Here is a 22,349-nt window from a genome sequence, read left to right as displayed (position 1 = left end):
CCGGCGCGTGAACCTTTTACCTACAGGAGTACTGCCCGTGACCGAGTACCGCGCATTCAAGGTTGAGTTGACCGACAACATTGCCCATGTGCAGATCAACCGTCCGGAAAAGCTCAATGCCATGAACGGCGACTTCTGGAAGGAAATCATCGACATCTTCCAATGGATCGACGACACCGACGCGGTGCGCGTGGTGGTGCTGAGCGCCGCGGGCCAGCACTTCAGTGCAGGTATCGACCTGGCCTTGCTGGCTCAGCTGGCCGGGCAAATGGGCAAGGACGTGGGCCGCAATGCGCGCCTGCTTCGGCGCACCATCCTGGGCCTGCAGGCCTCGTTCAATGCCGTGGACAACTGCCGCAAACCGGTGCTGGCGGCGATCCAGGGCTACTGCCTGGGCGGTGCGATCGACCTGGTCTCGGCCTGTGACATGCGTTACTGCAGTGCCGATGCGCAGTTCTCGATCAAGGAAATCGACATGGGCATGGCCGCCGATGTCGGGACCTTGCAACGTTTGCCGCGTATCATCGGCGACGGTGTGATGCGCGAAATGGCCTACACCGGACGCCATGTCGTGGCGCACGAGGCCCAGCGCATCGGCCTGGTCAATCAGGTGTTCGACGATCAGGCCGCACTGCGTGAAGGAGTCTTTGCCTTGGCAGCGCAAATCGCGCAAAAATCTCCGATTGCGGTGAGCGGCACCAAAGAGATGCTCAATTACATGCGCGACCATCGCATTGACGATGGCCTGGAGTACATCGCCACCTGGAACGCCGCCATGTTGCAGTCCGAAGACCTGCGGGTCGCCATGGCGGCGCACATGAGCAAACAGAAACCGACCTTCGCCGACTGACCGGGGCGGGGGGGGCGCGCTTTTAAGGATCCCGAAATGTCAGCACGTTGGACTACCGCAGTACTCGACCCGCAGATCACCGGCGGCCTGGCCGTCGCCCGTGGCCCGGAAGGGTTCCTGATGGATGACAACGGCGCGCTGTTCCCCCGCGATTGGCTCAAGGAGCAAGACCTGGACGTGCTCTGCGAGCATGGCATCGGCCACCTGGACGGCCAGCCGGTGTTCCTGCTCGAGCTGCGTGGCAGTGCCGAAGTGTCCGGCTGCAGCTGGCGCGGCCTGCGCCAGTTCATGCTCGAAGGCGACATGCTGACCTACACCCTCTTGGGGTATGCCGCGCAGATCGGCACCTGGGCGCGCGAACATCGCTTCTGCGGCAGCTGCGGCCAGCCGATGACCCAGATCCGCTGGGAGCGGGCGATGTACTGTCAGCCGTGCGACCTGCGCAGCTACCCGCGCATCTCGCCGAGCATGATCGTGCTGATCACCCGGGGGGATGAAGTGCTGCTGGCGCGCTCGCCGCGTTTCGTCACGGGCGTCTATAGCACCTTGGCCGGCTTTGCCGAGCCAGGCGAATCGGCCGAGGACTGCCTGGTACGGGAGGTGCGCGAGGAAGTGGCGGTGGAGGTGAAGAACATCCAGTACGTGGGCAGCCAGTGCTGGCCCTTCCCGCACTCGATGATGCTGGGCTTCCACGCCGAGTACGCGGGCGGCGAGATCGTCATGCAACCGGACGAGATCGAGGACGCCCAGTGGTTCAATGTGCACGATCTGCCGACGCTGCCTGCCGGGCGCTCCATCGCCCGTTACCTGATCGACCTCTACGTGGCACGTCGCCTGGGCCTACCCGACCCAGTGCTGCCACACTAGGCGTACAGTCAACGCCAGCACCACGGCGATGAACACCGGGCGGATGAACTTGCTGCCGCCGCTGATCGCCGTGCGTGCGCCGAAGAAGGCGCCGACCATCACCGACAGGCCCATGCACAGGCCGACGATGTAATCCACCTGCCCGGAAATGATGAACACCGTCAGTGCCGCGATGTTGCTGACGAAGTTCATGCTGCGCGCCACGCCGCTGGCACGCACCAGGTCGATGGGGTAGAGCAGCAGGGTACTGACCGTCCAGAACGCCCCGGTGCCGGGGCCGGCCACGCCGTCATAGAAGCCCAGGCCAAAGCCCTGGGGGAACTGCCACTTCTTCTTGATCGGCGCGTCGGCATCCAACGGTGCCTTGGGCGTCCCGCCGAACAACAGGTAGACGCCACAGGCGAAGACGATCACCGGCAGCATCTTGTTCAGCCAATCGGCCGGCATGTAGTGGGCGGCCAGCGCCCCCAGCAGCGCGCCGACCAAGGTACCGACCAACGCCCGGCGCCACTGCGCGGGGTGGAACAGCTTGCGTCGGTAGTAGGTGAAGCTGGCGGTGGCCGAGCCGAAGGTGGAGCTGAGTTTGTTGGTGCCCAGCACCAGATGGGGCGGCATGCCGGCGGTGAGCAAGGCCGGGGTAGTGAGCAGCCCCCCGCCGCCAGCGATGGCGTCGATGAAACCGGCCACGAAGGCGACCAGGGCGAGGATGAGCAGGGTGAGCGGTTCTACGGTGAGTTCGAAAGGCATGGGGCTTTTACAGACAGGGCGGCGAGTGCGGCAAAAGGCCGCGCTAGAGGCGGTACAGGGTAGTCCTCAAGGACGGGGAATACCAGTCATGCCATGGAGTAGGTGAAGCCCCAGGGATCCGGGGGCGCTTTGCGGCTCCTTGCAGGCTACGCCAGGCCCCAGATCCCCTCCTGCCTGTTCCGTCAGACGTAGTCGCGCAATCGGTACCACGCCTTCGCCGCCGCCTCCAGGGGCGCGGCCATCAGCTCGCCGCCTGGGAAGCGGCCATTGTCGATGCCTTGGTACAGCCCCAGCAGGTCTTCGTCGCCGAGGATCGCATCGCTCACCGCCCGGGACGCGGCCAGGGTCGGCAGCACGCCATGCCCCGAGAAGCCCTGCAGCCAGTAGCGTTGGCCCAGACGGCCGATATCCGGGGTGCGCTGGATGCTGCAATCCAGATGACCGCCCCAGGCGTAGTCCAGGCTCACCCCAGTGAGCTGCGGGAACACACGCTCCAGGTAGGGGCGCGTGGCGCTGGCGACGTCCTTGGGGATGCCTCCGAGGTAGGTGCAACCGCCGCCAAACAGCAGGCGATGGTCTGGCGTGAGGCGGAAGTAGTCGGGGACGAACTGGTTGTCGATCACGCAACTGTTGCGCGGCAGCAGCGACTGGGCCATGGCCGGATCCAGCGGCGCGGTGGCCACCTGGTAGGAGCCGACCGGCAGCAGACGGCGCGACAGGTCGCGGTCGAGGCGGTCGATGTAGGCGTTGCAGGCCAACACCAGCACCTGGCTGCGGACTTCGCCCAGGCCTGTACGGGCGACGAAGCCGCTCGAGCTTTCGTGGTAGTCGAGCACCTGGCTTTGCTCGAAGATCTGTCCGCCCGCGGCTTCGATGGCGGCGGCAAGGCCCTGGGCCAGCTTGAGGGGGTTGAGGTGGGCACCGTTGGGATCGTACAGGGCAGCCTGGTAGCGGGGGCTGTCGATCCAGTCGGGCAGCTCGTCACGGCTGATCAGGCGCAGGCAGTCGTAGCCCCATTTCCGTTCGGCTTCGTGCTTGGCTTCTTCGAGTATTTTCACGCGGCGAGGCATCACTGCGGTCCACAGGCTGCCGACCCGGTAGTCCACGTCGAAGCCGTGGCGTTCCGGCAGCTCGCGCATCTCTTCGGCGGCCCAGCGCATGCTGTCCCAGAGGCGCCGGGCGCGTTCGACGCCCAAGGCCTTTTCCAGCGGCGGCATGTCACAGGACCAGCCCAGCAACGCCTGGCCACCGTTGCGCCCGGAAGCGGCCCAGGCCACCCTGCTGGCCTCCAGCACGACCACGCGCTTGCCGGCCAGGACCAAGCGCAGTGCCGTGTGCAGGCCGCTGAAGCCGGCGCCGATAATCAACACGTCGGTGTCCAAGGCGCCTTGCAGGGCAGGGCGCAGCGGGATCGTGGTGGGGTAGGTCTGGGCGTAGTAGCTGGCAACGTGCTGCGCGGACTGCTTGAACATGCGGGCCTCGTGAAATTTGTTGTTATTAATTTCATGAAAAAGTAACAGAAAAAATTCACGGCGCCAGCCCTTTCATGGGTAAAGGCTTAACGGGAGCCTGAAAATGCCCTATATGATTCGGCTCCGATTACCTCGACCCGCGGAATACCTCGATGCGCCGTCTGCCTTCCCTGACTGCCCTGCGCACGTTCGAATGCGCCGCCCGCCATGGCCACTTTGGCCGTGCTGCCGCCGAGCTGTGCGTGACCGACAGCGCGGTCAGCCACCAGATTCGCCAACTGGAGGATCAGCTTGGCGTGGCCCTGTTCGAACGGGCGGGGCGCCAGGTGCGTCCGACCACCGAGGCCGAGCGCCTGCTGCACCATTTACAACAGGCCTTCGAGCTGATCGGCAAGGCCTGTGACGAGCTGCGCGACCCTGCCTCCCAGGCCGTGCTGCGGGTCGCGGTCACGGCGGAGCTGGCGCAGAAATGGTTGGTCGCACGGCTTGCCGACTTCAGCAGCCGTTATCCGCACATCACCTTGCACCTGCACGAACAGCCCATCAACGCGGGGGCTCCGGCTTTGGATATCGACATCGCCATCACCTACGGCACCAGTGCGCTGGATGCCAGCACCCACTTCGTACGCCCGTTGCCGCTGTTGCAGTTCTTCCCCGTGTGCAGCCCGGGCCTGTTCAACCAAGGCGGGCTCAAGCGCCCACGGGACTTGGTACGCCATTGTCTGCTGCACGATGATCAGGACGGACGCACCTGGACCACCTGGCTGGCCACGCACGCCGAGGACGCTTTGCCCACCCGCCAGCTGTACTTCCCCCATGCGGCGCTGGCCCTGGAGGCGGCGGTACTGGGGCAGGGCGTGGCGATGGGCGACAACCTGACCTGCCAGGCCGACCTGCAAAGTGGCCGCCTGGTGCGCCCGTTCAGCGCTAGCGTGACCGCTCAGGGCCAGTACGCGTTGGTGTGTGAGCGCCTGCGTCTGGAGCGGGGCGCGGTGGCCGAATTCATCGACTGGTTCACCGAACAGATCACCGAACCTTGAATTGAATTCAGCTATTGGCAAGTTTTCATCGTTGGAAGCCTGAGCCCGCGCGGCGTAGCGTGCAGTCATCACTCACCGATGACGAGGTTGACCCATGGCACGTTCGCTCACCACCACCCCCAAGGCCGATGGTTTCCGCCTGCCTGGCGAATTCGAGCGCAAGACGCGCTGCTGGCTCGGCTGGCCGGAGCGTCCGGATGTGTGGCGCAACGGCGGCAAGCCTGCGCAGAAGGTCTGGGTCGACATCGTCACCGCCATCGCCTCCAGCGAGCCGGTGACCGTGTGCGCCTCCGCCGCCCAATACGCCAATGCCAGGCGCCTGCTGCCAGCTCATGTGCGGGTGGTGGAGATGACCTGCAACGACACCTGGTTCCGCGACAGCGGCGCCTGCTTCGTGGTCAATGACGGTACCGGCGAAGTGCGCGGCGTGGATTTCGAGTTCAATGCCTACGGCGGTTTGGACGGCGGCCTCTACTATCCCTGGGACAAGGACGATCAGATCGCCCAGAAGATGCTCGAAATCGAGGGCCTGGACCGCTACCGCGCACCCCTGATCGCCGAGCTGGGTGGCATTCAGAGCGATGGCCAGGGCAGCCTACTGACCACAGAACAGTGCCTGCTCAACCGCAACCGTAACGCCCACCTGGGCAAGGAGGAAGTCACCCGCAGGCTCGAGGATTACCTGGGCGCCGAGCAGGTGATCTGGCTGCCGCGTGGCTGTAAGTTCGACGAGACCGATGGCCACGTCGACGACCTGGCCTGCTTCGTGCGCCCAGGCGAGGTGGTGTTGCAGTGGACCGATGATCGCAACGATCCGCAGTGGGAGATCTACCAAGAGGCTTATGACATTTTGCGCAGCACCCGTGACAGCCGTGGCCGCGAGCTGAAGGTACACAAGCTGCCGCAGCCCCAGGTGCTGGAATGGACCGCCGAGGAAGCGGCCGGGCTGGACCAGGTCGACGGCACCCACCTGCGCCAGGCCGGCACCCGGATCTGCGCCTCCTACATCAATTATTACGCCGGCAACTCGGCCATCGTCGTGCCGCTGTTCGGTGATCGCAATGACAGCGTGGCGCAGGCCACCTTGGCCGAGTTGTTCCCTGATCATCGCATCATCGGTATCGAGAACTCGCGGGAGATCCTGCTCGGTGGCGGCAACGTCGCCTGCATCACCATGCCGCAATACGCCGCTGGAGGTCGCTGATGAAACTCGCCCCGCTGGTCTTGGCGGTCGCCCTGGGTTGCGCAGCGTCGGCGGCCCAGGCAGCCGACGCACAACAGCCGACCGTCAATCTTTACATCTGGGGCGAATACCTCGCCCCGGACACCTTGGCCAACTTCCAGAAGCAGACCGGCATCCGCGTGGTGGCCGACCACTTCGACTCCCTGGAAACCGCCGAGACCAAGTTGCTCACCGGTGGCAGTGGCTACGACGTGGTGCTCAGCGCCGGCCAGCACCTGAGCCGGGCGATTGCCAGCGGTGCCCTGCAGCCGCTGGACAAGAGCAAGTTGCCGCACTTGGCGGGCATCGGCGAGGAGTTTCGCCAGCACATGGCGGTGTTCGACCCGGGCAATCGCTATGCCGGCACCTACGCCTGGGGCACCACGGGCGTGGGCTATCAAGAGCAGGCGGTGGCGGCGCGGCTCGAGGATGCGCCGCGCGACAGCTGGGCGATGCTGCTCGATCCGCAGGTGGTGGCGAAGTTCGCCGATTGCGGGGTGAGTTTCCTCAACGACCCTAACGAGGTGTTCGCCGCGACAATGCGCTACCTGGGGCTGGACATCAACCAGCAGCGCCTGGAAGACCTCAAGACCGCCGAGGCGCACCTGCGCAAGGTGCGTCCGTATATCCGCTATTTCGACAACGACCGCAATATCAACGACCTGGCCAACGGCGAGACCTGCGTGGCAATGTCGTGGAACGGCAACGTGGCCATCGCCCAAGCCCAGGCCGAGCAGGCGGGAAAACCGTTCACGCTGGATTACAGCATTCCCAAGGAAGGCACGTTGATCTGGCTGGATGCGCTCGTTGTGCCTAAGGATGCGCCGCATCCGGAGGCCGCGTGGAAATTGATGGACTACCTGATGCGGCCGGAGGTGATCGCGCCAATCACCGACACCATTCACTATGCCAACGCGATCACGGCGGCCGACGCTCTGGTGGACCCGAAGATCCGCAATGCGCCAGGGACCTATCCACCAGCCGACGTGAGGGCGCGGTTGTACAGCAAGAACGACAATGCCAAAGCCTTCAACCGGGAGCTGACCCGGGCGTTCAGCCGGCTCAAGAGCGGGACCTGACAGAGGGAGGTGTGCCTATTCCGGCCCTTTCGCGGGTAAACCCGCGAAAGGGCCGGAATAGGCGACGCATCAACGCGAAGCCTTGCGTCGTGGTTGCCTCGGCTTGCTGCCCGTAGCTTTGGCGCTGTCGCCAGAAACCTTGCCTTTCCCGCCACTGCGCCGCTTTTTCTTCCAAGGCGCCCCCTTGCTCCCCGCCGGCACCGGCGGCCCGCTGATGGTCAGGCGCATGCCGCTGCAGCGCTGCACCAGCTTTCCCATCCAGGCCGATTGTCGGGCGACGAACTCTTCCAGGCTCATCTCGCCGCTCTGCACCATGTCCAGCGCCTGCTCCCAGATGGCGGTGGTACCGGGGTCGGCGATGGCGCGGGGTACGGCGTCGATCAGGCTGAAGGCAGCCGGTGTGGCGGACAGGGCCTTGCCGTTCTTGACCAGGTAACCGCGGTCGAGCAGGCCCTGGATGATGCTGGCCCGGGTGGCCTCGGTGCCGATACCGGTGGTTTCCTTGAGCTTCTGCTTGAGCAGTGGGTCGTCCACCAGCTTGGCGACGTTCTTCATTGCCTTGATCAGATCGCCTTCGGTGAAGGGTTTGGGCGGTTGGGTCCACAGGTCCTTGAGTTGCAGGTCATGCACGGCGCAGGCCTGGCCTTGGTTCAAGGTCGGCAACACCTGAGGCGGTGGCGCTTCGCGGCCTTTGGCCGGGGTCAGCGCCTCGGGCAGGGCCCGACGCCAACCAGGCTCGACGATCTGCTTGCCTATCGCGCGCAGGGCGTGGCCGGCGCAGTCGAATTCGGCCTGGGTGCGATCGTACTCGTGGTTGGGCAGGAACTGCGCCAGGTAGCGGGCGCGGATCAAGGTGTAGACGGCCTTGTGCTTGGGTGGCAGGCGCGAAGGGTCGCTGGCGGCGGCGGTGGGGATGATGCCGTGGTGGGCGCTGACCTTGGCATCGTTCCAGGCCCGCGAGCGGCGCTGGGGCTCCAGGTGCCCTTGCAAAGGCGCAAGACTGCCGTCGGCGCGTTGCAGGGCGGCCAGGATCCCCGGCGCCTCGCCATGCTGGCTGAGCGGCAGGTAGCCGCAGTCGCTACGTGGGTAGGTGATCAGTTTGTGAGTTTCGTACAGGGCCTGGGCAATATCCAGGGTCTCCTGGGCGCCGAGGCCGAGCTTCTTGGAGCAGACCTCCTGCAGGGTGCCCAGGTCGAAGGGCAGGGGAGCCGCTTCGCGCACGCGTTCGGTGGCCACCTTGGTCACCTGGGCGCTGCCGGCGGCCTGCATGTCGACGGCGGCTTGCTTGGCCAGTGCCGGGTTCAGGCAGCGGCCCTGATCGTCACAGTTATCTTCGGGCGCTCGCCATTGAGCGGTGAAGACGCTGCCGCTGCTCTGGAGTTGCACATCGATAGCCCAGTAGGGCACCGGCACGAAGTCAGCGATGCTGCGGTCGCGGTCGACCACCAGGCGCAGGGTCGGTGTCTGTACCCGGCCCACCGGCAGCACGCCCTGGTAGCCGGATTGGCGGCCCAGCAGTGTGAACAGGCGGCTCATGTTCATACCGATCAGCCAGTCGGCGCGGGAGCGGCCGAGGGCCGAATGGTACAGGCTGAAAGTCTCCTGCCCTGGCAGCAGGCGGGCCAGGGCCTTGCGGATCGAGGCGTCGTCCAGGGCCGAGAGCCACAGGCGTTGGATCGGGCCGCGGTAGCGACAATGCTCCACCAGCTCGCGGGCGATCATCTCGCCTTCGCGGTCGGCGTCGGTGGCGATCACCAGTTCCCGGGCTTCACCGAGCAGGCGCTTGACGGCCTTGAACTGGTTGGCGGTCTTGGGCTTGACCAGCATCTTCCATTTTTGCGGAATGATCGGCAGGTCCGCGAGGTTCCAGCGCTTGTAGCGCTCGTCGTAGCTGTCGGGTGGGGCAGTTTCGAGCAGATGGCCGATGCACCAGGTCACGCAGACGTCGGAGCCTCGCCAGCAACCGTCGGCCTTGCGGGTGGCGCCGAGGACTTTGGCGATGTCCTTGGCCTGGGAGGGTTTTTCGCAGAGGAACAGGCGCATGGCCGGGAACGCTTCATCGCAAATGAGGGCGCTAGAATGCGCAAGCCAGGGCGCGGAAGCAAGCTTTGTCTGGATGGATATACAGCTTTTTGTCAGGGCGCGTTTCAGCGTCCTCCTTGACTGTTCGCGGGTAAACCCGCTTCCACAGGTGCTTCGCTGAGCCCTGTGGGAGCGGGGTTACCCGCGAATAGGTCCGTCGAATCAGACCGACTTGCGGGTCAGGCCGGTTCGCGGGAGTCGCGCACCATGTCCACATGCGGGATGCCGGCCTCGAGGAATTCCTCGCTGACCACGCGGAATCCCAGGCGCTCGTAGAATGGCGTGGCGTGTACCTGGGCGCTGAGCATCTGCTGCTTGAGGTCACGGTTCTGCGCCTCGACGATCACTGCGCGCACCAGGGTGTCGCCGACCTTCAGCCCGCGCCAGTCCTTGAGCACCGAGATCCGCCCGATGGTGCCATCGGGCAGCAGGCGTGCGGTGCCGATCGGGTAGTCCCCTTCCAGGGCTAGGAAGTGCAGGGCGTCCTGGTCTTCGGCGTCGAACTCCAGCTCTGGTGGAATGTGCTGCTCGGCGACGAACACCGCCTCGCGGATGCGGCGGATATCGGCGTTGTCTTTATGCCAGTCGGCGAGGCGAACGCTGATCTTATTCATTGGCAAATCCCAGGCTTCCTTGTTTGACCAGCTGGCACAGCAATGTCAGACCTTCTTCGTCTTCGAGCCACTGAGAAAGGTTTTCGATGTGCAGCGCGTCGGCGGCGCAGATCAGTTTGAGCAGCTCACGCAGATGGCCCGAGAGCAGGCGGCTCTGGCCACTGGCGAACAGCAGCAGGTTATCGTCGACTTCCGACCAGGCCATGCGCGCGCTCGGGTTGCGGATCAGGATGGCGCCTTGCTCCAGGCTGTCGATCAGGTCTTCTTCGCTCAGCTCTTCGCCGGTCACCAGCTCCGGATAGCGCGGCTCGGTCATGAACTGGCCGAACCAGGTCAGCAGCAGGCGCTCGTCACCCATGTGCTCGGCCAGCAGGGCCTTGAGGCGGTCCAGGGCATCGTGCTGGATCTGGTGAGGATCTGCGGCAGGCTGGGCGTCGGCATCGCTGTAACGCTCCTCGTCCGGCAGGAACTGGCTGAGGAAATCGGTGAAGTGGGTCAGCACTTCCGCGGCGCTCGGGGCGCGGAAGCCCACCGAATAGGTCAGGCAGTCGTCTTCGGCCACGCCGTAGTGGGCCAGGCGCGGCGGCAGGTAGAGCATGTCGCCAGGCTCCAGGGTCCATTCGCTGCTCTGTTCGAATTCGGCGAGGATGCGCAGGTCGGTGTGTTCCAGCAACGGGCTGTCGCTGTCGCACATCTGGCCGACTTTCCAGTTTCGCTTGCCGTGGCCCTGGAGCAGGAACACGTCGTAATTGTCGAAGTGCGGGCCGACGCTGCCGCCTGGCGCGGCGAAGCTGACCATCACGTCATCGATACGCCAGCTTGGCAGGAAGCGGAAATGCTCCAGCAGCTCGGCGACTTCCGGGACGAACTGATCCACTGCCTGGACCAACAGGGTCCAATCGCGCTCTGGCAGGGTGGCGAAAGTGTCTTCGGCGAAGGGGCCGCGGCGCAGCTCCCACGGGCGCTCGCCGTGCTCGAGCACCAGGCGAGACTCGACTTCCTCTTCCAAGGCAAGGCCGGCCAGTTCGTCAGGGTCGATCGGGCTTTCGAAGTCCGGGAAGGCCTGGCGCACCAGCAGGGGCTTCTTCTGCCAGTAGTCGCGAAGGAATTCACGGGCCGTCAGGCCGCCCAGCAGCTGCAGTGGAGTATCAGGATTCATGTTCAACCTATTGAAAAAACGTAATTTTCATCCGGGAATAAAAACGCCCGGCCAGGCCGGGCGTTGATCACGGGGCGCAGGTCAGATGCGTTTGGCCTGGGCCGCCGCGTTGCCGATGTAGGTAGCTGGGGTCAGCTGCTTGAGCTCGGCCTTGGCTTCAGCTGGCATGTCCAGCCCATCGATGAACGCCTGCAGCGCTTCGGGGCTGATGCCCTTGCCGCGCGTGAGCTCCTTGAGCTTCTCGTAGGGGTTCTCGATGTTGTAGCGGCGCATGACGGTCTGGATCGGCTCGGCCAGGACTTCCCAGCAGGCGTCCAAGTCTTCGGCGATGCGAGCGACGTTCACTTCCAGCTTGCCGATGCCCTTGAGGCTGGCCTCGTAGGCGATGACGCTATGGGCGAAGCCCACGCCCAGGTTGCGCAGCACGGTGGAGTCGGTCAGGTCACGCTGCCAGCGGGAGATCGGCAGTTTGCTGGCCAGGTGCTGGAACAGGGCGTTGGCGATACCCAGGTTGCCTTCGGAGTTCTCGAAGTCGATCGGGTTGACCTTGTGTGGCATGGTCGAGGAGCCGATCTCGCCGGCGACGGTCTTCTGCTTGAAGTAGCCCAGGGAAATGTAGCCCCAGACGTCGCGGTCGAAGTCGATGAGGATGGTGTTGAAGCGGGCGATGGCGTCGAACAGCTCGGCAATGTAGTCGTGCGGCTCGATCTGGGTGGTGTAGGGGTTGAACTGCAGGCCCAGTTCGTCTTCGATGAAGGCGCGGGCGTTGGCTTCCCAGTCGATCTGCGAATAGGCCGACAGGTGGGCGTTGTAGTTGCCCACGGCGCCGTTGATCTTGCCCAGCAGCGGCACGGCGGCGACCTGGGCGATCTGGCGCTCCAGGCGGTAGACCACGTTGGCCAGCTCTTTGCCCAGGGTGGTCGGCGAAGCCGGCTGACCGTGGGTGCGCGAGAGCATCGGCACGTCGGCGTGGGCGTGGGCCAGGGCGCGGATGGCCTGGGCGATCTGGCGCATCAGCGGCAGCAGCACTTCGTCACGGCCGGCGCGCAGCATCAGGGCGTGGGACAGGTTGTTGATGTCCTCGCTGGTGCAGGCGAAATGGATGAATTCGCTGACCTTGGCCAGTTCCGGCAGGGTCGCGGCCTGCTCCTTGAGCAGGTATTCGATGGCCTTGACGTCGTGGTTGGTGGTGCGCTCGATTTCCTTGACGCGCTCGGCGTGCTCGAGTTTGAAATCGGTGGCCAGGGTGTCCAGCAGGGCATTGGCTTCGGCGGAGAACGCCGGCACTTCGCCGATCTGCGGGTGGGCGGCCAGACGCTGGAGCCAGCGCACCTCGACCAGGGCGCGGAAACGGATCAGGCCGTACTCGCTGAAGATGGGGCGCAAGGCCTGGGTTTTGCCGGCGTAGCGGCCGTCTACAGGGGAAACCGCAGTGAGCGAGGAGAGCTGCATGGGGTGTTCTCGGACAGTCAGGCTTTTGGAAGGGCGCATATCATACATGAAAAAGGTAGGCGGCGAGCTTCTAGCTGCAAGCAGCACGTAAAAGCCGACGTGCTGCTTCTGCTGGACGCATGCAGCTTACCCTCGCATCATGTCGTACAGTTCGTTGAGCAATTTGCGACGGCTGAACACCAGCTGCCAGCGGTGCCCACCCAGCTGACGCCACAGACGCGCAGCGCGGATGCCGGAGAGCAGCAGGGCGCGGATCTTCGAGGCATTGCCGGCCTGCTGAAGGAAGCGCATGTCGCCATGCACTTGGATGCGCTGGCGCAAGGTGCTGAGGGTGTCCTGGTACAAGGCTCCGCTGGATGCGATGACATTATCGTGAACCAGGCCGAAATGATCGGCCTGGGCCTGGATCTGGGGCAGGCGCTTGCCGATGGTCTCGAGCATGTCGTCCCGTTTGGCCAGCTGGCGCTCCAGGCCGAGCATCGACAGGGCATAGCGCAGCGGCTCGCGCTGAAGGCTGCTGGGGTCGCGCTCCAGGGCGCCGACCAGGGCGCGGTAGCCGTCGCGCAGGTTCAGGTCATCGCCGCCGAACACCTCCAGGGTGTCCTTGGGGTCACGCACCAACAGGCTACCCAGCATGCAGCCGATATTGGCCTCGCTGGCCTGGCCGGTCCGGGCGATGCGGTCGACCAGCACTGCGGCCTGGAACACGCCGCCCAAGGCGACCAACTGCTCCTGGAGAGTATTCATTGGCGAGGGCTCCAAGGCTCGGCGGTCTCGATCACACCGCCGCCCAGGCATACCTCGCCGTCATAGAACACCACCGACTGCCCCGGAGTGACAGCGCGTTGCGGCTCGTCGAAGACCGCGCGATAGCCATGCTCGGTGCGCTCCAGGGTGCATTGCTGGTCGCTCTGGCGGTAGCGCACCTTGGCGGTCAGCCTGCGCGGGCTACTCAGGTCGATCGGGTTGACCCAGAAGATCTCCGAGGCGAGCAGGGCGCGGGAGAACAGCCAAGGGTGTTCGTTGCCTTGACCGACCACCAGTACGTTGCGGGTCAGGTCTTTGTGCAGCACGTACCACGGCTCGTCGCCGGCGTCCTTCAGGCCGCCGATGCCCAGGCCCTGGCGCTGGCCGATGGTGTGGTACATCAGGCCGTGGTGACGCCCGATGACTTCTCCGTCGGTGGTCTCGATGTCGCCCGGCTGGGCGGGCAGGTACTGCTTGAGGAAATCGCTGAAGCGGCGCTCACCGATGAAGCAGATCCCGGTGGAGTCTTTCTTCTTGGCCGTGGCCAGGCCGTGCTTCTCGGCAATGGCACGTACTTCGGGCTTTTCCAGCTCGCCGACCGGGAACAGGGTGCGGGCGATCTCCTTGCCGCCGACAGCATGCAGGAAATAGCTCTGGTCTTTGTTCGGGTCCAGCCCCTTGAGCAGTTCGGTGAGCTCGCCGGTGTCGCGGCGGCGCACATAGTGGCCGGTAGCGATCAGGTCGGCGCCCAGGGACAGGGCATAGTCGAGGAAGGCTTTGAACTTGATCTCGCGGTTGCACAGGATGTCCGGGTTCGGTGTACGTCCGGCCTTGTACTCCTCCAGGAAATGCTCGAATACGTTGTCCCAGTATTCGGCCGCGAAATTGGCGGTATGCAGCTTGATACCGATGCGATCGCACACGGCCTGGGCGTCGGCCAGGTCCTCGCGGGCGGTGCAGTATTCGGTGCCGTCGTCCTCTTCCCAGTTCTTCATGAACAGACCTTCCACCTGGTAGCCCTGCTCCATGAGCAAAAGGGCGGAGACGGAAGAGTCCACGCCGCCGGACATGCCGACGATAACGCGGGTCTTGGCGGGGTCTTTGAGTGCTGGGCTGGTCATGGCTACCGGTGTGTATCAGGGGGAAAAATTCCGATTCTATCAGGCCAAGGGCCGGACGTCAGTCGCGCAGCAAGGCGAGGCTATGCAGTGGACCGGCCAGGTAATCGTCGATGCAGCGCGGTACCAGCTCGCTGCGCCAGCGTGCGGGGTCGGCCAGCAGTTGCTCGCGGGTCAGCCAGACGGCACGGACAATATCGCTGTCCAAGGGGCGGGCGGCGTGGTGATGCACGGGGCGCGCGGCGAAACAGATGCGCTGGTAGGTAACGCCATTGCTGGGGGCGGTATAGAGGTAGATGCCAACCACGCCAGTGAGTTCGACTTCCCAGGCGGTTTCCTCCAGGGTCTCGCGCAGGGCGGCCTGGGTCAGGGTCTCGTTGGGCTCAAGATGCCCGGCAGGTTGGTTGAAGACGTGTTGGCCGGCCTTGAACTCTTCGACGAAGAGAAACTTGCCCTCGTGTTCGACGATGGTGGCGACGGTGATGTGGGGTTGCCAGGACACGGTCGGTGCTCTCCCTAAGTGACAAGCTCCAAGCTGCAAGCCACAAGTCAAGATGCTATGCAGACTGCGCTTGCTTGTGGTTTGCAGCTTGAAACCTGCGGCTGAAAAAGCACAAACCCCGGTGCGTGGCCGGGGTTTGTGGTGTTACATCAGAACCTTACAGTGCGGCAATGGCGCTGTTGAGGGTCTGGCTTGGGCGCATGACCTTGGCAGTCAGCTCGGCATCCGGCGCGTAGTAACCACCGATGTCGGCCGGCTTGCCCTGGACGGCAGCCAGTTCGGCGACGATGGTCGCTTCGTTCTCGGCCAGGGTCTTGGCCAGCGGTGCGAAGCGCGCCTGCAGGGCGGCGTCGTCGGTCTGGGCAGCCAGAGCCTCGGCCCAGTACAGGGTCAGGTAGAAGTGGCTGCCGCGGTTGTCGATACCGCCGACTTTGCGCGATGGCGACTTGTTGGTGTCGAGGAACTTGCCGGTGGCCTGGTCCAGGGTATTGGCCAGGACTTTGGCGCGTGGGTTGTCGTACGTGTTGCCCAGGTGCTCCAGGGAAGCGGCCAGGGCCAGGAACTCACCCAGCGAATCCCAGCGCAGGAAGTTCTCTTCGACCAGCTGCTGCACGTGCTTCGGAGCCGAACCGCCGGCGCCGGTTTCGAACAGGCCACCGCCATTCATCAGCGGGACGATCGACAGCATCTTGGCGCTGGTGCCCAGCTCCATGATCGGGAACAGGTCGGTCAGGTAGTCGCGCAGGACGTTGCCGGTCACCGAGATGGTGTCCTTGCCTTCGCGGATGCGGGCCAGGGAGAACTTGATGGCATCGACCGGCGCCAGGATGCGGATGTCCAGGCCGCTGGTGTCGTGGTCCTTCAGGTACTTCTGGACCTTCTCGATCATCACGCCGTCGTGGGCGCGGGCAGGGTCCAGCCAGAACACCGCCGGGGTGTTGCTCAGGCGGGCGCGGTTGACGGCCAGCTTGACCCAGTCCTGGATCGGCGCGTCCTTGGTCTGGCACATACGGAAGATGTCACCGGCTTCGACGCTCTGTTCCAGCAGCACCTTGCCCTTGCCATCGACCACGCGCACGACGCCGTCGGCCTTGATCTGGAAGGTCTTGTCGTGGGAGCCGTACTCTTCGGCCTTCTGAGCCATCAGGCCGACGTTCGGCACGCTGCCCATGGTGGTCGGGTCGAAGGCGCCGTTGGCCTTGCAGTCCTCGATCACGGCCTGGTAGATGCCGGCGTAGCAACGGTCCGGGATGACGGCCTTGGCGTCCTGCAGCTCACCGGCGGTGTTCCACATCTTGCCCGAGTCGCGGATCATCGCAGGCATCGAGGCGTCGACGATGACATCGCTCGGCACGTGCAGGTTGGTGATGCCCTTGTCGGAGTTGACCATGGCCAGGGCCGGGCGGACGGCGTACAGGGCCTGGATGTCGGCTTCGATCTCGGCCTGCTTGTCAGCTGGCAGGTCCTTGATGCGGGCGTACAGGTCGCCGATGCCGTTGTTGGCGTTGAAGCCGACTTCGGCGAGGGCTGCGGCGTGCTTGGCCAGCACGTCGTTGTAGAACTCTTCGACGATGACGCCGAACATGATCGGGTCGGAGACCTTCATCATGGTGGCTTTCAGGTGGACCGACAGCAGCACGCCGGAGGCCTTGGCATCGGCGATCTGCTCGGCGATGAAGGCTTTGAGGGCCTTGCGGCTCATGACGGCGCAGTCGATGACTTCAGCGGCTTTGACGGCGGTCTTTTCTTTCAGGACGGTGGTAACGCCGTCTTTGCCGACCAGCTCGATGCGCAGGCTGTCATCGCCTTCGATCAGTGCGGCTTTTTCGCTGCCGTAGAAGTCGCCTTGGGTCATGTGGGCGACGTGCGACTTGGAGTCGGCAGTCCAGGCGCCCATCTTGTGCGGATGCTTGCGGGCATAGTTCTTGACCGACAGCGGAGCGCGGCGGTCGGAGTTGCCTTCGCGCAGAACCGGGTTCACGGCGCTGCCTTTGATGCGGTCGTAGCGGGCGCGGGATTCTTTTTCTTGCTCCGTGCTCGGCTCGTCAGCGTAGTCGGGGATGTTGAAGCCCTTGCCTTGCAGTTCCTTGATCGCGGCCTTGAGCTGCGGTACCGAGGCGCTAATGTTCGGCAGCTTGATGATGTTGGCTTCCGGGGTTGTGGCCAGCTGGCCCAGCTCCGCCAGGTGATCGCCTACGCGCTTCTCGGCGCCCAGTTGCTCCGGGAACGCCGCGAGGATACGGCCAGCCAGGGAGATGTCACGGGTTTCGACGGCGATGTCAGCCGAAGCGGTGAAGGCTTCGATGATCGGCAGCAGGGAATAGGTGGCGAGGGCGGGAGCTTCGTCGGTGAAGGTATAGATGATCTTGGAACGGGTGGGCATGCGGGTTAACTCTCTGTTTTGCTGAGCGTGCTCGAAGTCTCGAGATGCGCAGGGTAGGCGCTACGCCCTGGCAGCGCCATGGGCAATTGGTCGAGAGGCTTGCGAGCGGTGATGGTAGATGCATCAGTCGAGCGTCAAACGGCTGGGCGGCGGTAACAGCCCAGGCTTTTTGGCCATTCTTGGCCGAGGGCGAGCCGCGTTTTTCCAAGGGGTCGCCCCAATGACCCTACGGTCAGGGCCGGAGTATACCAAACCCTTCGGGCTAAGTGATATCGGACCGCCTATAAGACGAAAGGCGTAAGGGCAATGTGGCGCGATGCCGCAGCCCTCGGCGTCTGCGCGCGGCCAAACTGTGAGTGGGCTTGTCAGTGGTCGCTGCCGGTCAGCTTGCAACTTGCAGCGTGAAGCTTGCAGCTCAGGAAAGCTGGTTTAGGCTCATTGGATCGCAGGATGTCCAATCACACCTGGAAAAGCGGAGTAGTGCAGCATGGGATACCAGAAAATCAAGGTTCCAGCAGACGGCGCGAAGATCACCGTCAATGCAGACCATTCGCTCAATGTTCCCGACAATCCCATCATCCCGTACATCGAGGGCGACGGTATCGGTGTCGATGTTTCGCCGGTGATGATCAAGGTAGTGGATGCTGCCGTGCAGAAGGCCTACGGCGGCAAGCGCAAGATCGCCTGGATGGAGGTGTATGCCGGCGAGAAGGCCACGCAGGTCTACGACCAGGACACCTGGCTGCCCCAGGAAACCCTCGATGCCGTGCGCGATTATGTGGTGTCGATCAAAGGGCCACTGACCACGCCGGTCGGTGGGGGTATCCGTTCCCTGAACGTGGCCTTGCGCCAGCAGTTGGATCTGTACGTGTGCCTGCGTCCGGTGCTGTGGTTCCAGGGCGTGCCGAGCCCGGTGAAAAAGCCTGGTGATGTCGACATGGTGATCTTCCGCGAGAACTCCGAGGACATCTATGCCGGCATCGAATGGAAGGCCGGCTCTGCCGAGGCCAACAAGGTGATCAAGTTCCTCAAGGAGGAAATGGGCGTCACCAAGATCCGCTTCGACGAGAACTGCGGCATCGGCGTCAAGCCGGTCTCCGAGCAGGGCACCAAGCGCCTGGTGCGCAAGGCGCTGCAGTACGCCGTGGACAACGACCGCGAGTCGGTGACCCTGGTGCACAAGGGCAACATCATGAAGTTCACCGAAGGGGCCTTCAAGGATTGGGGGTACGAGGTGGCGCGGGACGAATTCAAGGCCGAGCTGCTCGATGGCGGCCCGTGGATGAGCTTCAAGAATCCCAAGACCGGGCGCCAGATCGTGGTCAAAGATGCGATTGCCGACGCCATGCTCCAGCAGATTCTGCTGCGACCGGCCGAGTACGATGTGATCGCCACCCTGAATCTCAACGGCGACTACCTTTCCGACGCCCTGGCGGCCGAGGTCGGGGGCATCGGTATCGCCCCGGGCGCCAACCTGTCCGACACCGTCGCGATGTTCGAGGCGACCCATGGTACGGCGCCCAAGTATGCCGGGCAGGACAAGGTCAATCCGGGCTCGGTGATTCTGTCGGCCGAAATGATGCTGCGCCACATGGGCTGGACCGAGGCAGCCGACCTGATCATCAAGGGCACCAACGGCGCCATCGCGGCCAAGACCGTGACCTACGACTTCGAGCGCCTGATGGACGGCGCCAAGTTGGTCAGCAGCTCCGGCTTTGGTGATGAGATGATCAAGCACATGTGAAGGCAATGAAAACCGGCCAGCCCTTGCGGGGCTGGCCGGTTGCCGATGTGCCTGCAGAAGGTCAGGGGTGGATCAGGCCTGGACGATGCTCTCGACCGGCTGGACTTCGACTTTCGATGCCGTGGCGCCGGCGCCGCAGATGTTGACGGCGTGCAGCCCCTTGGGTCCCTGGACGATGTCGAAGGTCACGGACTGGCCAGCCTTGAGTGTCTTGTAGCCGTCCATCTGGATATGCGAATAGTGGGCGAACAGGTCTTCGCTCTTGCCCTCCTCGTTGACGAATCCATAGCCCTTGGCATTGTTGAACCACTTGACTTTACCGCTCGCCATCCTCATGTCCCTCTGCAAAGGACTCCATCACTGGAGTATCATCCACGTCATCCGCATACGAACCATGCGAAAAAATCTGGTTGACTGCGCGGATCTTTATCGACCACGGTGGGTTCTTATTGGTTGTAACACCGTTTTGCCGATAGTCAAGGTCAGACGGCCCCCGCGCCGGCAGCGGCCTACGCGGTCAAACCATCACCTTAACTTGTCGTTATGATGAAATTCTTTCCATGCAACCACTCAGCCAGATTCGACTAACATTCAATCAGGATCGCCCGCAATCTAACGAGGACGACGGCTCCGGTCTGGCGGTACAGGAAGCCAAGCCGATCCTGCAGGCGCCACCGATGTACAAGGTGGTTTTGTTCAACGATGACTACACGCCAATGGATTTCGTCGTCGAAGTGCTCGAGACGTTCTTCAATCTGAACCGCGAGCTGGCGACCAAGATCATGCTGACCGTCCATACCGAAGGGCGGGCAGTGTGCGGATTGTTTACCCGTGACATCGCCGAGACAAAGGCCATGCAGGTCAACCAATACGCCAGGGAAAGCCAGCATCCGCTACTCTGTGAAATCGAGAAGGACGGTTAATCGCCGACCACTTGGGTATGAGGTGAAGCTATGTTAAACCGCGAGCTCGAAGTCACCCTCAATCTGGCCTTCAAGGAGGCTCGTTCGAAGCGTCATGAGTTCATGACCGTCGAGCACCTGCTGCTAGCACTCCTTGACAATGAGGCCGCCGCGACCGTTCTGCGCGCCTGTGGCGCCAATCTCGACAAGCTCAAGCACGACCTGCAAGAGTTCATCGATTCCACCACGCCGCTGATCCCTGTCCATGACGAGGACCGCGAGACTCAGCCGACCCTGGGCTTCCAGCGCGTGCTGCAGCGTGCCGTGTTCCATGTGCAGAGCTCCGGCAAGCGCGAAGTCACCGGCGCCAACGTGCTGGTGGCGATCTTCAGCGAGCAGGAAAGCCAGGCCGTGTTTCTGCTCAAGCAGCAGAGCGTGGCACGTATCGACGTGGTCAACTACATCGCCCATGGCATCTCCAAGGTGCCGGGCCACGGCTCGCACAGCGAAAACGATCAGGACATGCAGGACGAGGAGGGCGGCGAATCTGCTTCCTCGAGCAATCCGCTGGATGCTTATGCCAGCAACCTGAACGAATTGGCCCGTCTGGGCCGCATCGATCCGCTGGTGGGGCGTGAGCAGGAAGTCGAGCGCGTCGCGCAGATTCTTGCTCGTCGGCGCAAGAACAACCCGCTGCTGGTCGGCGAGGCTGGCGTGGGCAAGACGGCCATTGCCGAAGGTCTGGCCAAGCGCATCGTCGACGGTCAGGTGCCGGATCTGCTGGCACAGAGCGTGGTGTATTCCCTGGACCTTGGCGCATTGCTGGCCGGTACCAAGTACCGCGGCGATTTCGAGAAGCGCTTCAAGGCGTTGCTCGGTGAGCTGCGCAAGCGTCCGCAGGCCATTCTGTTCATCGACGAGATCCACACCATCATCGGTGCAGGTGCTGCATCCGGTGGCGTGATGGATGCCTCCAACCTGCTCAAGCCGCTGCTGTCGTCGGGCGACATCCGCTGCATCGGCTCGACCACCTTCCAGGAATTCCGTGGCATTTTCGAGAAGGACCGCGCCTTGGCGCGGCGCTTCCAGAAGGTCGACGTCACCGAGCCGTCGGTCGAAGATACCGTGGGCATCCTGCGTGGCCTGAAGGGCCGCTTCGAGAGTCATCACAACATCGAGTACAGCGACGAAGCCTTGCGCGCCGCCGCCGAACTCGCTGCGCGCTATATCAATGACCGGCACATGCCGGACAAGGCTATCGACGTGATCGACGAGGCGGGTGCCTATCAGCGCCTGCAGCCAGAGGGCAGTCGCGTCAAGCGCATCGATGTGCCTCAGGTCGAGGACATCGTCGCCAAGATCGCGCGGATCCCGCCCAAGCATGTCACCAGCTCCGACAAGGAGCTGCTGCGCAACCTCGAGCGCGATCTCAAGCTCACCGTGTTTGGTCAGGATGCCGCCATCGATTCGCTGGCCACTGCCATCAAGCTGTCCCGTGCCGGGCTCAAGTCGCCGGACAAGCCGGTCGGCTCGTTCCTGTTCGCAGGCCCCACGGGTGTGGGCAAGACCGAGGCGGCCCGTCAGCTGGCCAAGGCGCTTGGGGTGGAGCTGGTGCGCTTCGACATGTCCGAGTACATGGAGCGGCATACCGTATCGCGCCTGATCGGTGCGCCTCCTGGCTATGTCGGGTTCGACCAGGGTGGTCTGCTGACCGAAGCGATCACCAAGCAGCCGCATTGTGTGCTGTTGCTCGATGAGATTGAGAAGGCCCACCCGGAAGTCTTCAACCTGCTGCTGCAGGTGATGGATCACGGAACCCTGACCGATAACAATGGGCGCAAGGCGGACTTCCGCAACGTGATCCTGATCATGACCACCAACGCCGGTGCTGAAACTGCCGCGCGGGCCTCGATCGGCTTTACTCAGCAGGACCACACGTCTGACGCTATGGAGGTGATCCGCAAGAGCTTCACGCCGGAGTTCCGCAACCGTCTGGACACCATTATCCAGTTCGGCCGCCTGAGCCACGAAACCATCAAGAGCATCGTCGATAAGTTCCTCATCGAGCTGCAGGCGCAGCTGGAAGACAAGCGCGTGCTGCTGGAAGTCAGTGATGACGCCCGCGGTTGGCTGGCGGCTTCTGGTTATGACGTGCAGATGGGGGCGCGGCCGATGGCGCGGCTCATCCAGGACAAGATCAAGCGGCCGCTGGCCGAAGAGATCCTGTTCGGCGAGCTCTCCGAGCATGGCGGCGTGGTGCATGTCGACCTGCGTGATGGCGAGCTGGTGTTCGACTTCGAGACCACGGCTGAGGTTGCATGAGGTCTGGGCTGCTTGCAGCCCCCTTTCGCGACATTAAGGCTTCTCCT

At 63.7% G+C, this 22,349-nt stretch carries 19 protein-coding genes; 8 read left to right on the top strand and 11 right to left on the bottom strand.

Annotated elements, in window-relative coordinates:
- Positions 1 to 37: 37 nt before the first annotated feature.
- Together R6G97_RS12525 and nudC are read left to right on the top strand one after the other, a co-directional pair.
- Complete coding sequence (locus R6G97_RS12525; RefSeq protein ID WP_317847047.1) at positions 38 to 850, top strand: crotonase/enoyl-CoA hydratase family protein; 813 nt, start codon at positions 38 to 40, stop codon at positions 848 to 850.
- 36 nt (positions 851 to 886) lie between these two features.
- Complete coding sequence (gene nudC / locus R6G97_RS12520) at positions 887 to 1,717, top strand: NAD(+) diphosphatase (RefSeq protein WP_317847046.1); 831 nt, start codon at positions 887 to 889, stop codon at positions 1,715 to 1,717.
- Here nudC and R6G97_RS12515 read toward each other — a convergent pair.
- Complete coding sequence (locus R6G97_RS12515; protein ID WP_043212203.1) at positions 1,691 to 2,464, bottom strand: TSUP family transporter; 774 nt, start codon at positions 2,462 to 2,464, stop codon at positions 1,691 to 1,693. The genes nudC and R6G97_RS12515 overlap by 27 nt on opposite strands.
- A gap of 182 nt (positions 2,465 to 2,646) precedes the next feature.
- Positions 2,647 to 3,936, bottom strand: a complete 1,290-nt coding sequence (locus R6G97_RS12510; RefSeq protein WP_317847045.1) for an NAD(P)/FAD-dependent oxidoreductase — start codon at positions 3,934 to 3,936, stop codon at positions 2,647 to 2,649.
- Between the two features lie 152 nt (positions 3,937 to 4,088).
- On the opposite strand from R6G97_RS12510, the gene R6G97_RS12505 reads away from it, so the two are divergent.
- The 3 genes from R6G97_RS12505 (at position 4,089) to R6G97_RS12495 (ending at position 7,277) form a co-directional block, all read left to right on the top strand.
- Positions 4,089 to 4,976 carry a LysR substrate-binding domain-containing protein gene (locus tag R6G97_RS12505; protein WP_043212206.1) on the top strand — a complete coding sequence of 296 codons (888 nt, stop codon included), beginning with the start codon at positions 4,089 to 4,091 and terminating at the stop codon, positions 4,974 to 4,976.
- A gap of 94 nt (positions 4,977 to 5,070) precedes the next feature.
- Positions 5,071 to 6,180, top strand: coding sequence for an agmatine deiminase (gene aguA, locus R6G97_RS12500; RefSeq protein ID WP_043212208.1), 1,110 nt, complete (start codon positions 5,071 to 5,073; stop codon positions 6,178 to 6,180).
- Entirely contained in the window at positions 6,180 to 7,277 is a 1,098-nt protein-coding gene (locus R6G97_RS12495) for an extracellular solute-binding protein (RefSeq protein ID WP_090344487.1), read from the top strand. Before aguA ends, R6G97_RS12495 begins: the two co-directional genes overlap by 1 nt.
- Before the next feature lie 69 nt (positions 7,278 to 7,346).
- On the opposite strand, the gene R6G97_RS12490 is transcribed toward R6G97_RS12495, so the two are convergent.
- The 8 genes from R6G97_RS12490 to R6G97_RS12455 all read right to left on the bottom strand — a co-directional run bounded on the left by R6G97_RS12490 (position 7,347) and on the right by R6G97_RS12455 (position 17,334).
- Positions 7,347 to 9,320 carry a DNA topoisomerase III gene (locus R6G97_RS12490; protein ID WP_317847044.1) on the bottom strand — a complete coding sequence of 658 codons (1,974 nt, stop codon included), beginning with the start codon at positions 9,318 to 9,320 and terminating at the stop codon, positions 7,347 to 7,349.
- Positions 9,321 to 9,538: 218 nt separating this feature from the next.
- Complete coding sequence (locus tag R6G97_RS12485) at positions 9,539 to 9,973, bottom strand: GNAT family N-acetyltransferase (protein WP_043212214.1); 435 nt, start codon at positions 9,971 to 9,973, stop codon at positions 9,539 to 9,541.
- Positions 9,966 to 11,132: a ribosomal protein uL16 3-hydroxylase gene (locus R6G97_RS12480; protein WP_043212218.1), complete on the bottom strand. Its 1,167-nt coding sequence runs from the start codon at positions 11,130 to 11,132 to the stop codon at positions 9,966 to 9,968. Before R6G97_RS12480 ends, R6G97_RS12485 begins: the two co-directional genes overlap by 8 nt.
- Positions 11,133 to 11,213: 81 nt before the next feature.
- Positions 11,214 to 12,584 (bottom strand): adenylosuccinate lyase, encoded by a 1,371-nt coding sequence (gene purB / locus R6G97_RS12475; RefSeq protein ID WP_043212220.1) that lies wholly within the window; start codon positions 12,582 to 12,584, stop codon positions 11,214 to 11,216.
- 126 nt (positions 12,585 to 12,710) lie between these two features.
- The gene (hflD, locus tag R6G97_RS12470; RefSeq protein ID WP_043212222.1) at positions 12,711 to 13,331 is read right to left on the bottom strand and encodes a high frequency lysogenization protein HflD; all 621 of its coding nucleotides are present in this window, start codon (positions 13,329 to 13,331) and stop codon (positions 12,711 to 12,713) included.
- The gene (mnmA, locus tag R6G97_RS12465; protein ID WP_043212224.1) at positions 13,328 to 14,452 is read right to left on the bottom strand and encodes a tRNA 2-thiouridine(34) synthase MnmA; all 1,125 of its coding nucleotides are present in this window, start codon (positions 14,450 to 14,452) and stop codon (positions 13,328 to 13,330) included. Before mnmA ends, hflD begins: the two co-directional genes overlap by 4 nt.
- A 58-nt stretch (positions 14,453 to 14,510) precedes the next feature.
- A complete protein-coding gene (locus R6G97_RS12460) occupies positions 14,511 to 14,951 on the bottom strand; it encodes an NUDIX hydrolase (protein ID WP_090344495.1) in 441 nt (146 codons plus the stop codon).
- A gap of 157 nt (positions 14,952 to 15,108) precedes the next feature.
- On the bottom strand, positions 15,109 to 17,334 hold the full coding sequence (locus R6G97_RS12455; protein ID WP_043212228.1) for an NADP-dependent isocitrate dehydrogenase: 2,226 nt from the start codon (positions 17,332 to 17,334) through the stop codon (positions 15,109 to 15,111).
- A gap of 487 nt (positions 17,335 to 17,821) precedes the next feature.
- Between R6G97_RS12455 and icd the strand changes: the two genes are divergently transcribed.
- Entirely contained in the window at positions 17,822 to 19,078 is a 1,257-nt protein-coding gene (gene icd / locus R6G97_RS12450) for an NADP-dependent isocitrate dehydrogenase (protein WP_070572558.1), read from the top strand.
- Between the two features lie 72 nt (positions 19,079 to 19,150).
- Here icd and cspD read toward each other — a convergent pair whose 3' ends face one another.
- Positions 19,151 to 19,408: a cold shock domain-containing protein CspD gene (gene cspD, locus R6G97_RS12445; RefSeq protein WP_043212231.1), complete on the bottom strand. Its 258-nt coding sequence runs from the start codon at positions 19,406 to 19,408 to the stop codon at positions 19,151 to 19,153.
- A gap of 230 nt (positions 19,409 to 19,638) precedes the next feature.
- Here cspD and clpS point away from each other — a divergent pair, with 230 nt between their 5' ends.
- On the top strand, positions 19,639 to 20,001 hold the full coding sequence (clpS, locus tag R6G97_RS12440) for an ATP-dependent Clp protease adapter ClpS (RefSeq protein ID WP_043212233.1): 363 nt from the start codon (positions 19,639 to 19,641) through the stop codon (positions 19,999 to 20,001).
- A gap of 30 nt (positions 20,002 to 20,031) precedes the next feature.
- Entirely contained in the window at positions 20,032 to 22,302 is a 2,271-nt protein-coding gene (gene clpA / locus R6G97_RS12435; protein ID WP_043212236.1) for an ATP-dependent Clp protease ATP-binding subunit ClpA, read from the top strand.
- Positions 22,303 to 22,349 lie beyond the last annotated feature (47 nt).

Source organism: Pseudomonas sp. HTZ2 (assembly GCF_033173945.1).
Taxonomy (GTDB): Bacteria; Pseudomonadota; Gammaproteobacteria; order Pseudomonadales; family Pseudomonadaceae; genus Aquipseudomonas; species Aquipseudomonas guariconensis.
The sequence above is the reverse complement of the archived record's forward strand: the minus strand, read 5'-3'. Positions and strand labels throughout refer to the sequence as shown.